13 protein-coding genes are annotated in these 14,945 nt (G+C 66.2%); 8 read left to right on the forward strand and 5 right to left on the reverse strand.

Annotated elements, in window-relative coordinates:
* Positions 1-18: 18 nt before the first annotated feature.
* Positions 19-636, reverse strand: a complete 618-nt coding sequence (locus L2Y96_RS00965) for a YrbL family protein (RefSeq protein ID WP_247331173.1) — start codon at positions 634-636, stop codon at positions 19-21.
* Between the two features lie 130 nt (positions 637-766).
* On the opposite strand from L2Y96_RS00965, the gene L2Y96_RS00970 reads away from it, so the two are divergent.
* Positions 767-2,677, forward strand: a complete 1,911-nt coding sequence (locus tag L2Y96_RS00970; protein WP_247331175.1) for an LTA synthase family protein — start codon at positions 767-769, stop codon at positions 2,675-2,677.
* 10 nt (positions 2,678-2,687) lie between these two features.
* Complete coding sequence (locus L2Y96_RS00975) at positions 2,688-3,533, forward strand: class I SAM-dependent methyltransferase (RefSeq protein ID WP_247331176.1); 846 nt, start codon at positions 2,688-2,690, stop codon at positions 3,531-3,533.
* A 3-nt stretch (positions 3,534-3,536) separates the two neighbouring features.
* Here L2Y96_RS00975 and L2Y96_RS00980 read toward each other — a convergent pair whose 3' ends face one another.
* The 4 genes from L2Y96_RS00980 to L2Y96_RS00995 form a co-directional block, all read right to left on the reverse strand.
* Complete coding sequence (locus tag L2Y96_RS00980) at positions 3,537-6,140, reverse strand: response regulator (protein ID WP_247331178.1); 2,604 nt, start codon at positions 6,138-6,140, stop codon at positions 3,537-3,539.
* 69 nt (positions 6,141-6,209) lie between these two features.
* Positions 6,210-7,079, reverse strand: a complete 870-nt coding sequence (locus L2Y96_RS00985) for a cobalamin-binding protein (RefSeq protein WP_247331180.1) — start codon at positions 7,077-7,079, stop codon at positions 6,210-6,212.
* A complete protein-coding gene (locus tag L2Y96_RS00990) occupies positions 7,076-7,852 on the reverse strand; it encodes an ABC transporter ATP-binding protein (RefSeq protein WP_247337224.1) in 777 nt (258 codons plus the stop codon). Before L2Y96_RS00990 ends, L2Y96_RS00985 begins: the two co-directional genes overlap by 4 nt.
* A 5-nt stretch (positions 7,853-7,857) precedes the next feature.
* The gene (locus L2Y96_RS00995; protein ID WP_247331181.1) at positions 7,858-8,859 is read right to left on the reverse strand and encodes a FecCD family ABC transporter permease; all 1,002 of its coding nucleotides are present in this window, start codon (positions 8,857-8,859) and stop codon (positions 7,858-7,860) included.
* A 172-nt stretch (positions 8,860-9,031) separates the two neighbouring features.
* Between L2Y96_RS00995 and L2Y96_RS01000 the strand changes: the two genes are divergently transcribed.
* From L2Y96_RS01000 to L2Y96_RS01025, 6 genes are all read left to right on the forward strand, one after another.
* Positions 9,032-9,799, forward strand: coding sequence for a bestrophin-like domain (locus L2Y96_RS01000; protein WP_247331183.1), 768 nt, complete (start codon positions 9,032-9,034; stop codon positions 9,797-9,799).
* A gap of 72 nt (positions 9,800-9,871) precedes the next feature.
* Positions 9,872-10,333 carry a MarR family winged helix-turn-helix transcriptional regulator gene (locus L2Y96_RS01005; protein WP_247331185.1) on the forward strand — a complete coding sequence of 154 codons (462 nt, stop codon included), beginning with the start codon at positions 9,872-9,874 and terminating at the stop codon, positions 10,331-10,333.
* A gap of 6 nt (positions 10,334-10,339) precedes the next feature.
* The gene (locus L2Y96_RS01010) at positions 10,340-12,376 is read left to right on the forward strand and encodes an FUSC family protein (RefSeq protein WP_247331187.1); all 2,037 of its coding nucleotides are present in this window, start codon (positions 10,340-10,342) and stop codon (positions 12,374-12,376) included.
* Positions 12,377-12,438: 62 nt separating this feature from the next.
* Complete coding sequence (locus L2Y96_RS01015; RefSeq protein WP_247337226.1) at positions 12,439-12,597, forward strand: DUF1656 domain-containing protein; 159 nt, start codon at positions 12,439-12,441, stop codon at positions 12,595-12,597.
* Positions 12,590-13,471 carry an HlyD family secretion protein gene (locus L2Y96_RS01020; protein ID WP_247331189.1) on the forward strand — a complete coding sequence of 294 codons (882 nt, stop codon included), beginning with the start codon at positions 12,590-12,592 and terminating at the stop codon, positions 13,469-13,471. The genes L2Y96_RS01015 and L2Y96_RS01020 overlap by 8 nt, the downstream gene beginning before the upstream one ends.
* Entirely contained in the window at positions 13,468-14,895 is a 1,428-nt protein-coding gene (locus L2Y96_RS01025; RefSeq protein ID WP_247331191.1) for a TolC family protein, read from the forward strand. Before L2Y96_RS01020 ends, L2Y96_RS01025 begins: the two co-directional genes overlap by 4 nt.
* The last annotated feature ends 50 nt before the right edge of the window (positions 14,896-14,945 follow it).

The following is a 14,945-nucleotide window of genomic DNA, read 5'->3' on the forward strand; positions in this document are numbered from 1 at the left end:
CCTACAAGAGCCGGCCGTTCATCGCGGCGCTTCGGCGATCGTGCGCTTCAGCATGCGGTCGTATTTTCTTTTCATGCGCGAAGCATTGTGCGAGCGGCTCATCGATTGGTGCGGGATGATGTTCTTCTCGCCGAAGCCATCGATCATGACCAGGCGCGGGCCGCCACGGGAATCTTCGCCGTAGACCACGTTCCAGGCATGCAGGTCGGCGGCGATGGTGTCATGGCTGAGCAGGCGCGCGTAGAACGCCTCCATCTCCGTGCGAGTGCGTTCGGTGAATCCCTCGGCCTTCACCCAGTCGTGCAGCGTGGGCGCTAACCCGCCGTCGGGCTTACGTACCTTCTCCACGATCTGGCCCAGGCCGATGTCGGTCATCTCCAGGCCGACGACGCGCGCGATCGGCGAGGTCTCGTAGCCACCTACGTACACGCTGGTGACGTACTCGCGGAACTCGCGGACGAAGTCCTTGTACGGGCCGCTGCGGGCAATCCGCCGATACCACGGGGCCTGGTTCCAGCGGGTCTCGATGGAGGCATGGGAGATGACCTTCACGAGGAGGGTCTCGTCATCCGGGTGCTGGTACACCTCGCGGACATGGCCGGTGGCGATGGGCGTGGCGTCGGCCAGTCTGAACATCGTGGGTCCTCGTGGGCGGCCCCGAAAGGCTGCGGTAAGTTGCTGACAGAGCGCACAGTGTAAAGTGAGAGCGCTGTAACATGCCCGTCATCGCGTGGCGTTCACGCCGCGCCCAGCCCGGACCACCCTCGTGCGCAAGCTTATCTGGCGTTTCGTCGCCGCTGTCCTCGTCTTCCTGACCCTGGCCCGCCTGGGCTTCTCGGCCTGGCAATGGACCCGTGTCCACGATGGCGGCGGCCTGTGGCCGGTGTTGCTGGGGGGCTGGCGCATCGATCTTTCCCTGCTGGCCATGGTGATCGCCGTGCCGGCGCTGCTTTCCCCGTGGCTGGGGCACCGCGCGTGGCCTACGCGGATCACGGCATGGTGGCTGCGCCTGTGGTGGTTGCTTTACGTACTGCTGGAAGTATCGACCCCGCAGTTCATCATCGAGTACGACACACGGCCCAACCGCCTGTACTTCGAATACCTCACGAGCCCGCACGAAGTCGGGGCCATGCTGTGGAACGGCTACAAGCTCTCCGTTGGCGCGGGCCTGATCGTCTTTGCCCTGATCGGCTGGCTCGGCTTCAAGCTGCTGCCTACCCGCCGCCCCGACGCGCACGCCGTGCGCGGCTGGCTCCGCCCCGTGGCGACGGTGCTGGTGTTCTGCGTGCTGTTCCTTGCTGGCCGCGGCACGTTGCAGCATCGTCCGCTCAACGCATCGCAGGTGGCGTTCACCAGCGACGCCATGGTGAACACGCTGCCGCTGAATTCGCTCTACAACGTACTTAATGCGGCGATGGCCCTGGGCAACGAGCGCTCCGCTTCGGCGGTGTACGGCAAGCTCCCCGATGACGAGATGAACAGTATCGTCCGTGAAACCGCAGGACTGACGGGCGCGCCGCTCGACCCCGAGTATCCCTCGCTGCACAAGCAGGTGGCCACGCGCCAGGATGGCAAGCCGCTCAACCTCGTGATCATTCTGGAAGAGAGCCTGGGCGCGCAGTTCGTGGGCAGCCTGGGTGGCGCGGGCTATACCCCGGAACTCGACAAGCTGGCGAACGAGGGTTGGTGGCTCGAGCGCACCTACGCGACGGGGACGCGCAGTGTGCGTGGCCTCGAGGCCGTCACCACCGGCTTCATGCCGACCCCCGCCGAGGCAGTGCTCAAGCTGCCGCGTAGCCAGCGTGATTTCTTCACGCTCGGTGCGCTGCTCGATACGTTCGGCTATCACACCCGTTTCCTCTACGGTGGCGAGGCGCACTTCGACAACATGCGCTCGTTCTTCTTCGGCAACGGCTTCAACGAAGTGGTGGATAGCGCGAGCTTCAAGACCAAGCCCGGCTTCATCGGTTCGTGGGGCGCCTCGGACGAAGATATGTTCAAGGAGCTGCACGAGCGCCTGATGGACGATGGTGACAAGCCCACCCTGACCGTCGCGTTCTCAGTGTCGAACCACACGCCGTGGGAGTACCCGGCAGGCCGCATCAAAGCCGAAGGCGATCCGGCGAGCAACGCCAACGCCGTGCGCTATGCGGATTGGTCGATCGGCCAGTTCTTCGCCAAGGCGAAGCAGTCGCCTTATTGGGATCACACCGTGTTCCTGATCGTGGCTGACCATGATGCGCGCGTATTCGGCGCGAGCCTGGTGCCGGTCCGCCACTTCCACATTCCCGCCCTGATCCTCGGTGCCGGCGTGCCGGTGAAGAAGGATGAGCACATCGTGAGCCAGATCGACCTGGCACCGACGCTGCTGTCGCTGATCGGTATCAGCAGTGAGCACCCGATGCTGGGCGCCGACCTTACCCAGCGTTATCCCGACCGCGCGATCATGCAGTACGGCGACAACTACGGTTACCTGAAGGGCGATACGCTGGTCGTGCTGCGTCCCAACCAGCCGGCCACGCAGTACCACTACACGGTGGATGGCGAGAAGCTGGATCCGGAGCAGGTCGATCCGCAGCTGGAAAAGCTCGTGCTTGCCCATGCGTTGTGGCCGAGCTGGGCGTATAGCCACCAGCGCTACCGCCTTGCACCCAAGGCGGATGACGCGAAGCCCTGAGCGCCCGCCGATGACCGCCGCGCTCGCCCACGCCCTGCGCGCGCTCGCCGACCACGGTGATGCAAGCGCTTGGCTGGCGAAGGCCCGGGATGAAGGGTCGTTGATGGCCGTGGCGCTGGCGCATGCCGTGGCGGAAACGGACGAGCGTGGCGCCTATGATCGGCCGCACGCGTTCGAGGTGTTCATCCGCGCGGGCGGCAATCCGCCGCTGTACGCCGCCGTGAGCGCCGCGCTCGCCAGACTCTACGAACAGCTTGGCGTGCGTTGCCTGCTCGATATCGGCGTGGGCGATGGCATGGCGCTGTTGCCCGCACTGGGCCAGACCCGGCGTGCGCCCAACACCGTGGATGTCATCGAACCCTCCGGTGGCTTGCTCGACACACTACGGCCGCGACTGCCGGCGGGGAAGGCGTGGCAACTGACGTTGCAGGCGTTTCTCACCCAACTGGCGCCGGAGCGGCGTTGGGATCTCGCCCAGTCGACGTTCGCGTTGCAATCCATTCCCCCGGGGGATCGGCTCGCCGCGTTGAAGCGGTTGCGGCGACACGTCACGCGACTGGCCATCGTCGAGTTCGACGTGCCGGTGTTCGCGAATGCGGAACAGCGCTTTGCTTCGCTGGCAGAGCGTTACGAGCGCGCGGCGCGCGAGTACGGCGATGAAGCGGCGCTCGTGGCAGGCGGTTTCCTCGCGCCCATGCTGCTCGGCCAGCTTCGCGCTACGACACCGTCGAACTGGGAGCAGCCGGTGGCAGCGTGGCACGAGGAGCTGGCACGTGCGGGCTACCGCGTCGCCTCTACCACGCACGTGCATGATTACAGCTGGGCGCCGGCCTGGCTCATCGTGGCGAAGGCCTGAACGTTAGTTCTCGCAAGGGAGCGCGCGGACGATGGCATCCGCGAGCGTGGCCTGGGAATACGGTTTGGCGAGGCGGGGACGCTCCAGCTGCACGCCAGCGGGAAGGTCGGCATACCCGGTAGCCATGATCACCGGCAGCGCCGGCCACCGCTCGCGCAGCTCCATCGCGAGCTGCGCGCCGGTCATGTGCGGCATCGCGTGGTCCGTCACCACCAGGTCGACCATCTGCTCGCCCAGGAGGCCAAGCGCTTCGGCGCCCGATCTCGCGGCGACCACGTCGTAGCCGAGATCCTCAAGCATCTCCACCGTCGTCGCCCGGACGAGGTCGTCATCATCGACCATCATGATGCTTAGCCGTCGCGTGGCGGGGCAGCGCGGCTTCAGCAGAGGCGTGGTCGGTTCCGGCGCACTGGCCGAGGCGGCAGCAGCCATGGCGGGTAGCCAGATCTCCGCGGTGGTGCCTTCATCCGGCACGCTGCGCAACACGAGCATGCCGCCCAGCTGTTCGGCAAGGCCATGCGCCATCGACAAGCCGAGGCCCGTGCCCTTGCCCACGCCTTTCGTCGTGAAGAACGGCTCGGTGGCGCGCTTCAGCGTGTGCTCGTCCATGCCGGCGCCGGTATCGGCCAGCGTAAGTCGCACGTAGTGTCCGGGTAACAGGCGCTCATCTTCGTTGCCCACCCATGCTTCGTCGGTCGAGATCGTGATGGTGCCGACACCATCCATCGCGTCACGCGCGTTCACCGCCAGGTTCAACAGCGCCGACTCGAGCTGGTTGGCATCGGCCTCCACCGCGGGAAGCCCGGGCGTAAAGCGGGTTTCGATCGTCACCGTGGGGCCCAGCGAGCGCTGCATCAGCTCCGTCATGCCATCGACGAGCGTACGCAGGTCGACGCGCTCGGCCTTCAGATCCTGCCGGCGCGCGAACGCCAGCATGCGGCGCGTCAGCGAGCTGCCGCGCTCCGCGCCCGCACGGGCGTTGTCGACAAGGCGGAGCAGGAGCGGATCCTTCGGCATGCGCTCGCGAAGGAGTTCCAGGCTGCCCTGCACGGCCATGAGCAGGTTGTTGAAGTCGTGTGCGATGCCACCGGTGAGGCTACCGAGTGCTTCCATTTTCTGTGTCTGGCGGATGTGTGCTTGTGAGCGTTCCAGGGCAGCCGAACGCTCGATCACCTGCTGCTCCAGCTCCTCGCGGAAGCGGCGTTCTCCTTCGCGTACATCGGCTTCGGCGCGTACGCGCGCGATATGCGCCCAGGAGCGCTCCGTCACTTCATCGAGCAAGGCCAGCTCGCGCAGGTGCCACTCACGTGGCGTGCCATCGTGGATCGCCATGAGCGCGGTGAGCTTGCCGCCCTTGATCAACGGGATGCAGATGGTGGCCGAGATGCCAAGCGCCTGGAATGCGCTCGATTCATCGGCGGGCAACTCGCGCACGTTGTCTTCGATGATCAGCGGCTTGCCTTCGCGCAGGCGCGCCACGGCCAGACGGCCGAAATCGCGAAGCCGATAGCGGCCCACGATGCTGGCATAGCCGGGGAGCGTCCAGTCGCCGCGAATCGTCATGCCATCTTCGTCAGCATCCATGTCGGCGTAGGCGCAGACCGCGACGCCTAGATGCTCGCCGACGAGACGTGTGCTGATGCGCAGGATCTCATCGGCATCCGTGCTGCGCGCCGTCAGCTCGTTCAACGTATCCAGGAAACGCAAGCGTGATTCATTTTCACGCAAGGCTTGCTCCGCCGATTTACGGACACTGATATCGGCGGCGGCGCCAAACCATTCGATGATCGCTCCCTCGGCGTTCATCACGGGTACGGCGCGCGACTGCACCCAGCCGATGGAGCCATCGATGCGCTTTACCCGGTGTTCGATTTCGAAGATGCCCTGGGTGAGTACGGCTTCATCGATAGCGGTGCGTACGCGCGGCTGCTCATCCGCAGGCACGTAGCCCGCCATCCAGTCGGGCGAGGGCTCGGTCGTATCCGCGATGAAGCCGCGGCCATCGAGCGCGTTCATGCGGACCCAGCTGGGATCCATCTGGTAAACGACATCCGAGGTCGCGTTGACGAGGGCGCGGAACCGGCTCTCACTTTCGCGCAGGCGTTCTTCCGCGCGCACGCGCTCGGTCGTCTCCACGACGATGGCGATGACCCCGCCGGCCCTCCCGCTCTCGTCGAGCACCGGCGAATAATCGAGGTTCATCCACACCGGCTCGGGCTTGCCATGCCGTTCGAGCGTGAGCTTCTGGTCCTTGTACGCCAGGGTGCCTCCGGCGAGGCCCACGCGCATGACGTTGTCGTTGAAGTCCGCGATCTCCGCCCAGCCCTGGCGCACTTCCGAACCCAGAAGCTGCGGGTGGCGGCCGCCAGCAAAGACGGAATAGGCATCGTTGTAGATCATGATGCCCTTCTCGCCCCAGAGCAGCACGATCGGGACGGGGGATAGCAGCAACATGCCCGTGGCCGTGCGCAGGCTCTGCGGCCAGCCAGGCAGGGCGCCGAGGCCCGTGGCTTCCCAATCGAAGGCACGAATAAGCGCGCCCAGCTCGCCACCACCGTCGAGCCAGGCGAGGTCGCTATTCACCGCTTGCGAAGGAGCGTCTGTCATCGGTAAGGCCGGTGTGGCAGCAACCGGAGTGTAACCACGGCGAATGTGATGACAGCCGCAAGGCCCCGGCTAGGGTACGCGCTGGCGCGCCCCGTCCAGCGCGAGGCACAGCGTGCGCACGCTGGGAAGGATGGACGGGGAGGGCAGCGCCAGGGTGGGCGCATCGATCGCCACAACATTGCCATGCCGTGCCGCCGCCAGTGCGTTGCCCTGCTTCCACGCGGCAAGCGAATCGCCCTCGCCACCTGCCGTCATGACGACATCGGGCTGACGTGCCAGCACGGCCTCGCGGCCCACGGTCGGCGCCGCCTGGGTGAGGTCGTCGAAGATATTCTGGCCGCCGCACAAATCCAGGGCATCCGAAATCATTTGGGCGCGGCCGACCGTCATCAGCGGGCGGTCCCACACCTGGAAGAACACCTTCACCCGTTTCTTGCCAGCGAACGCCGTGCGCAGACCATCGAGGGCCTGCGTGAACGTCTGCGCACTGGCGTTAGCGGCCGCTTCCGTGCCGGCCAGCTGGCCGAAGCGCCGCGTTGCGGCCGGGATGTCGGCCAGCCGCGTCGTTTCCGAGTAGTAGATGGGGATGCCAAGGCGAGCCAGCTTTTCCACCTGTGCAGCGGGCGTGCCGCTTTTCCAGACCATGATCAGGTCGGGATGTAGGCCCACGATCCGTTCGAGATCGAGCATGGTGGCATCGCCCACCACCGGGATCTTCCGCGCGGCATCCGGGTGTTCGCTGAAACGGGAGGTACCCACGACGAAGCTGCCCGCGCCCGCTGCATAGAGCGTGTCGGTAATGTTGGGTGCGAGGCTGACGATGCGATGCGCCGGCTGGGCCAGCGTGACATCGCGTCCCGCGTCGTCGACCACGTGGATCGCGGTGGCGCTGGCGGTTCCAGTGAGCAGCAGGGCGAACAGGGCAAGGCGACGGATCATGTGCGAGTATCCGTGAGGCGCGCCGCGCGGAAGAACACCTCGCCATCCACGGTGACGCCGCGGATAGGGTGATGAAACGCGGCGGTGAGGTTGGCGGGTGTGATGACGGCATCCTTCGTGCCCGCGAGCGCGCCGCCGTGGCCGTCGAGAAGCACGGCGTGGGTCGCATGCTGCATGGCTAGGTTGATGTCGTGCACGGTGAACACCACGGCATGGCCTGCGCGTGCGGCGAGCACCAGTTCGTGGAGCGTCTTCATCTGGTGGTGTAGATCCAGTGATGAAAGCGGTTCGTCCAGCAACATCACATCCACCTCCTGCGCGAACAGCGCGGCGATGTTGACGCGCTGACGCTCGCCGCCCGACAACGTGGTGATATCACGCTCGGCGAGGCCCTCGAGCTCGAAGCGGCTCAGCGCTGCACCGACGGTGCCCAGGTCCTCATCGCCCCATGCCCAGAAGGGCAGGCGCGGGTGCCGCGCGGCGGTGACCGCTTCGATGACCGTGAGGCTGAAGGCATCCACCACCGACTGCGGGAGGAAGCCGCGCCGCCGGGCCAGTTCGAGCGGCTTCCAGCCGGCAACGTCGCGGTTATCGAGCAGCACGCGCCCGCCATCCGCATCGCGCAGTCCGGCGAGTGTTCGCAACAGCGTGGATTTGCCCGCACCGTTCGGACCGAGCACGCACCACACCTGGCCAGGCTCGATGCGCAGGTCGAGCGCATCGACCAGCTGGCGATCGCGCACCGTGAGGCGCAGGCGTTCGGTGACGAGCATGGTACTCACCGGCGCCGCACCAGCAGGAAGAGGAAGGTGGGTACGCCGATGATCGCCATCACCGCGCCCACGGGCAGTTGGATCGGGTCCGCGACGATGCGCGAGATGGTGTCGGCGACCACCACCAGCATGCCGCCGCACAGGGCGCTTGCCGGAATGAGTACGCGCTGGTCGTTGCCTACGACCCGGCGCAACGCATGCGGCACCACAAGGCCAACAAAGCCGATGGTACCTGCCGTGGTGACGGCAACCGCCGTGGCGAGCGAAGCGATGGCGAAGATCGCGGACTTCACCGCGTTGGGGCGGACGCCGAGCGCGCTGGCCGATTCCTCGCCGCGGGCGAGCAGGTTCAGCTGCCGGCCAAGCGGGGCAACCACCAACAAGGCAGCCAGCAGCGAAGCAAGCGGCGGCCACGGGCTGGCGACGCCGCTCAGGTCACCCATCATCCAGAACAGCATGCCGCGGAGATTACGGTCCGGTGCGAGCACCAGCATCATGCTGACGATGGCGCCGAAGCCGGAAGCCAGCATCACGCCAATCAGGATCAGGTCGGTGGCGTCATCGCGATGGGCCGATCGGCGCCGCGAGATCAGGTCGCGATGGGCCAGCACGAACACGGCGAGGCATGCGAACAGTGCGCCGATGGCGGCGCCGCCCGCAGTGGCTACCGCGCCTGCGCCGGCCAGCATGGCTCCCAGCGCGCCGACGGCGGCGCCACCGGAGAGGCCCAGGGTGTAGGGGTCGGCCAGCGGGTTCCGGACGAGGATCTGCATGAGGCACCCGGACAGCGCCAGGAGCCCGCCCACGCCGTAGGCCGCCAGTGCGCGCGGGATCCGCAGCTCATGGACGATGGCGTGCATGGGCGTATCGGCGTTGTTCGCGAGGCCGGCCCAGGAGGCCGCCAGCGTGGAGCCTTCGCCGCCCAGTAGCACCGAGGCCAGGACCACCAGGGTCGATAGCGCGAGCAGGGCTGCCCAAAGGCGGAGGGCAGCGCCGAACGTGGCCATCCGCGGAACCCGCGTTGTTGCAGCGCTTCGCACCCGGTGACGCTCCCGCCAGACAGCTAAGCAGGATACCAGTGACGCCGCCCCGCTTTCACAAGGGACCGTAGTTTTTCGAAAGCCAACGGGCACGTGGGCGGTCACCATGGGCCCGGGCTGCGTCGGGCGGGGGCCGCCGATGTTCGCGATCCTGGTTTCGCTGGGCGTGTTGTTGCTCGCGTGTGCAAGCCTGTTCCTGGGCGAATGGATAGCGCGCCGTATGCCGGAAGCGCACCGTGTGTACGAGGCGCAGAAGTCCGCCCAGTTCGGGCTCAGCATGATGGCCACGCTTGCCGCGCTGGTGCTCGGTTTCATGGTGACCTCGGCCCGCGCGACCTTCGACCGGGCCAACGACGACATCGTCGGCGTCGCCACCTCCACCTTGCTGCTGGATCGGGCGCTATCGGGGTATGGGCCGGAAACCACGCCGATCCGTGCGGACCTGCGGACCTTCCTCGATCGGGCGACAGCGAGGGTGGCGCCGGATGGGGAGATGAAGAAGGTCGTCTTCCGCTTGCCGCAAACCAGCCTGAGCATCATCACGCTGCTCCAGCGGAAGATCCTCGCCCTGCAACCGCAGACCGAGGCCCAGTGGTGGTTCCAGCACCGCGCCCTGGAGTGCTCGGCCACGCTCGCCCGCGAGCGCATCCTCACCTCCGAACACGAGAAATCCTCCGAGCCGCTGCCCCTGTTGGCCGTGGTCACGGCCTGGATCGTCCTGATCTTCATCGGGATGGGCATCTTTGCCATGCATAACCCGTCGGTACGCATCGTCCTGTTTTGCGCCGCGCTGGCCTTCTCGGGCTCGATCTTCCTGGTCATGGAGCTCGAGGCCCCGTACACCGGCCTGCTGCGGGTCTCAGGGGTGCCGCTGCAGCAGGCGGCCGAAGAGTTGGGCAAGCCGTAGCTGAACGCCCTGGCCCGCGATTTCGCCATGGGATATTGTTGCTGCAATTATTAGCATGCTATGCTTTATTCCATGACGCCCCTCGACCGGCTGCACATGCAGCTGACCACCCTTGCGCTTGCCACCAGCCGCCGCTTCCAGCGGATGCTGGACGTGCGCCTGGGCGATTTCGAGGTCACCTCCGCGACGGTGGTACCCATGCTGCTGGTGGGCCGCTCAGGCGGCGGCATCAATCAGGTGACGCTGGCCGACCAGATCGGCGTGACCGGCCCCTCGCTCGTGCGCACCATCGACAAGCTTGTGGAGTTAGGCCTCGTGCGCCGCGAAAGCGACCCGGCCGATCGCCGCGCCAAGACGCTATGGCTCACCGAAGCGGGCGAGGCCATGGCGGTGCAGATGGAAGCGCGCATGGTGCAGATGCGCCGCGAGATCCTGGCGGGGGTCTCCGAAGAAGACGTGCGCGCCGCGCTCCGCGTACACCAGGCGCTGAACGCGGCGCTGGTCTTCGATGGCCAGGACGACGGCGAAGCCTGAACCCTTATGCGTCTTACGCTACCCACGGCCTCCGAATGGCTCTATTCGGGGAAGGCATTCCTTGCGGCGATCCTCGCGTTCTACATCGCGTTGCGTATACCGCTGCCTAATCCCTATTGGTCGTTCGCCAGCGTCTACATCGTTTCCCATCCGCTCTCCGGTGCCACGCGCTCGAAGTCGGTGTATCGCGCGTTCGGTACCGTGCTCGGCGCGGCCATGGCCGTGTGCCTTGTCTCTCTCTTCGCCTCGAGCCCGATCACGCTGGTGCTTGCGATGGGTACGTGGAGCGTGGTCGCGCTGTACCTCTCGCTGCGTGACAACAAGCCCAGCGCCTATGGGTTCCTGCTCTCGTCGTACACCACGCCGCTGATCGCCGTCTCGGCGATCATTGCGCCGGGTACCGTCTTCGATACGGCGGTGGCGCGTACCGAAGAGATCCTGCTGGGTATCGTGTGTGCCAGCGTGGTCAGCACGGTGTTGCTGCCCGATCGCGTTGGCCCTGTGTTCCACGAGCGTCTCGCCGCGCTGATGAAGGACGCCTCGGCCTGGGCGGTCCGCCGCCTGACCGACCCCGCACGGCGAACCACGCCACCGCTGCGATTCAACCTGCTTAGCGACATCGCCTCGCTGGATGCATTGATCACCCATCTCGGTCACGACGCCACGCGCCGCAACGAGGCAAGCGAAGCGCGGCAGGTGCGCTTCCGCATGACCATGCTGATTCCGCAGGTCGCGTCGCTTGCCGATGCGTTGGCGTTCGTGGGCGATAGCAAGGGGGTGGCGGCTCATGCGTGCGATGCCTTGTTGGCCGATGTCATCACCTGGCTACGCCAGGGCGTTCAAGGTGCGCCTGCGATGGGGGACGCTCTGCGTGAGCGGATCGCCGCATTACGCGAAGCACAAGGTGCCCCGAGCGCCGCGACGCTACCGGTAGCCAACGCCACGGAGCGCCTGCGCGATCTCGTCGACCTGTGGCAGGACTGCCTGATGCTTCACCACGCGTTCGTCGACAAGCTTCCGATGACGCCGGCGCTGGCCTATCGCGACGCCGTGCCCGACGAAAGCCGCCGCTTCTACGATCACGTGATGATGTTGCACGCGGCGCTCTCACCGGCGCTGGCTTTCGTCATCTCGGCCCTGGCGTGGCTGCACAGTGGCTGGCCGGGCGGCGCAGCGGGCGTCGTGCTGGTTGCGGTGTCCACGGCATTCTTTGCCGCCTCCGACGCACCCGCGGCACTCGTTGGCCGCTTCCTGCTCTGGCAAGTCATCAGCGTCGCCGCGGGCCTCGTGTACCTGTTCTATATCTTTCCCCAGGTGACGACATTCACCGGGGTAGCCCTTTCGCTGGCGCCGCCACTGCTGTTGGTCGGCACGCTTACAGGGCGTCCTGCGTTCAACATGGGCGTGCTGCTGGTGACTTCGCAAACGATCAGCGGTATAGCCTTGCACAACAATTCAGCGGCGAACTTCGAGGACTACGCGAACAGCAGCCTCGCCGCGCTCGGCGGCCTCGCGTTTGCCGCGGTGTGGACCGCTGCAACGCGTCCGTTCGGTGCGCAGATTGGCGCGCGCCGGCTGGCCCTGGCGAACTGGCGCGAGCAGATGGCGCTGTCGCGGCGGGAGTTGCGGATCGATCGCAAGGCGGCCCTGTCGCGCATCGTGGACCGCACCGCGCAATGGATGCCACGGCTTGCGCTGACCACAGGGCGGCCGCTGTCGCATATGGATGCGGTGCGCGACCTGCGCGTAAGCGTCGCCTTGATCGATCTGCGTGAGCACAGCGCACGTGGCATCCGCCCGGTCGACGCCGTGCTGGAAGCCAGCCAGCGTTACTTCCGCGCGTGCCTCGACGCACGTGCCTCGCTCGCGCCGCCCGTTGAATTGCTCGTGGCGATCGACGATGCCATGGTCGAGCTCGCAAGCGAGCATGGCGATGCCGCGGCAGCGCTGCTTCGTTACCGCCTTTCCCTGCTGGCGCTACCGCCCGCAGCACAGCCCGATACCCAACCCCTTTCACCCCAACTTTCCAGCCTCCCCCAGTGAACATCCCCCTCTACGGCGAGTTCAGCCTCTATGGCGTGTATATCCCCACGCTCCTGGCCGTCATGGCCGCGGCCTATGCCGTGAAAAGCCTGGTGCGCTTCGCACTGGGCAAGACGCATTTTTACGCGTGGATATGGCATCCCGCGCTCTTCAATCTCGCGGTGTACGTGCTGGCGCTGGCAGGCGTGCTCGCCCTCATGCCGGAGGTGGCTCGTGGTTAATCTCGCTCGCAGGGTCCTTCCTACCGTCGTCACATTGGCTGTCGTCATAGCGGCCATCGGCGCCGGCGTCCACGTTTGGCACGCCTACGACGACCTGCCGTGGACGCGCGATGCGCACATCCGTGCGGATACCGTGCAGGTCTCGCCCGATGTTTCAGGCCTGGTCACCGACGTCTACGTGCATGACAACGATGCGGTGAAGCAGGGCCAGCCGCTCTTCGTGGTGGACCGGGCTCGCTTCGAGCTCGCCGTGCGCCGCGCCGATGCCGCCGTGGAAGAACAGCGCTCCGTGGTTGCTGAGCTACGCCGCGAAGACGCGCGTAACAAGGCAGTCAGTGATCTTGTCGCTCGCGAAACCGCCGAGCAGGTGACGTCGAAGCTGGCCGCTGCCGAAGCTCGGCTGCACGCCGATGAGACGGCCGCAGATACCGCGCGGCTCGACCTCGACCGCACGGTGGTGAAGGCGCCAGCCGATGGCGTGCTGAACGATCGTGTCGTTCGCATTGGCGACTACGTCAGCGCGGGCCATGCGCCCTTCGCGATGGTCGATGGGCATTCATTCCATGTGGATGGCTACTTCGAAGAGACGCGCCTGCATGGCGTGCAGCCGGGCCAGGCCGTGACCATCCAGGTGATGGGCGAGAAGAGCGTGCTGCACGGTAAGGTGCAGAGCGTGGCGGCGGGTATCGCCGACCGTGAGCGCGCCAATAGCACGCAGGGGCTGCCCGATATCAATCCCACCTTTAACTGGGTGCGCCTAGCCCAGCGCATCCCGGTGCGCATCAGCATTGACGAGATCTCGCCTGATCTGTTGCTGGTCGCAGGCCGTACGGCCACGGTGACCGTGCACACGCGGGAGCGGGCGAAGTCATGAAGTGGCGTGTTGCCCTCAGCGCGCTCGCCGCGGCGTTGGTCGCCGCGGGGTGCACCACCGTCGGCCCTGACTACAAGGTGCCGGACAACGCGATGGTCAAGGATCCACGCGCGAACGGCGCTTTCCTCGCCGAGCCGGGCCATGCCGTCGATGCGGGAGGCGTGCTGCGCGATGACTGGTGGCGGCTGTACGACGATCCCACCCTCGATGCGCTAGAACGCCAGGCGCTGCAAGCCAACATCGGCCTGCGCGTGGCTGACGCCAACCTGCGCAGGGCCGGCGCCATGCTCGCTGCTGCCGAGGCCGAACACGAGGTGACAGCGAAGACCAGCGCGACCGCGCAACGCACGTTGATTTCGGCGCAGTCGTATCTGGAGCAGGACAAGCTGCCGACGTTCAACGTCGCCGTGACGGGTATCGAGGCATCCTACGATTTCGATCTGTTCGGTAAGTTGCAGCGCGGCGTCGAAGCCGCCTCCGCTGATACCGAAGCCGCCACGGCGGCGCGTGATCTGGTGCGTGTGACGGTCGCGGCACAGGTCGCGTCGAGCTATGTGGGCATCTGTGAGTCAGCACATGATCTGGAAATCGCCGATCGCACGGTGCAGGTCCAGCAGCGCGGCGCCGATGTCGCGAAGCGGCTGTTCGACGCGGGACTAGGCAATCGTCTGGACGTCACCCGCGCTACCGCGCAGCTCGATCTCGCCAGGTCCGCCTTGCCGCCACTGCAGCGGCGCCATGAAGCGTCCCAGTACGCTCTGGCCGCGTTGTTAGGGCATGTGCCTGGGGATATCCCTGATGCAGCGAAATCGTGTTCTGTCGTGCCGGAGCCGAAGCAGCCGATACCGGTAGGCGATGGCATGGCGCTGCTGAAGCGCCGGCCGGATATCCGCGAAGCCGAGCGTAAGCTCGCCGCGGCGACGGCACGTATTGGCGTCGCCACCGCCGAGCTTTATCCGAGCGTATCGCTCGGCGCGAGTCTGGGCACCAACGGCTTGCTCGCGGACTACGGCCAGGCACCACAGCGTTACTGGTCCATTGGCCCGCTGATCAGCTGGACGATCCCGACGCGTTCGGCCAAGGAGCGCGTCGAAGTGGCGAAGGCCGGTGCTGATGTCGCGCTGGCATCGTTCGATCAGACCGTGATCCAGGCTCTGAAGGAAACACAGACGGCATTGAGCGACTACGCGCACGCGCTGGATCGTGAAGAAACGCTGCGGCAGGCATTGGGTGAGGCGACGACCGCATCGAAGCAAGCCGCCGATCTGTACCACGCTGGCCGCACGCCTTACCTCAGCGCGCTGGACGCCGAACGTACGCGCGTTGCCGCGGAGACCGCGTTGACGGACGCAGAGTCGGCCGTGTCGGAAGCGCGCATCCACCTGTTCTATGCATTGGGCGGAGGCTGGCAGGACGGCGCCTGAGGCGCCTCGCAAAATATTGTCGTATCGCTGCGCTGCGCAAAGTGATAAAC

It is taken from the genome of Luteibacter aegosomaticola (genome assembly GCF_023078475.1).
Classification (GTDB): domain Bacteria; phylum Pseudomonadota; class Gammaproteobacteria; order Xanthomonadales; family Rhodanobacteraceae; genus Luteibacter; species Luteibacter aegosomaticola.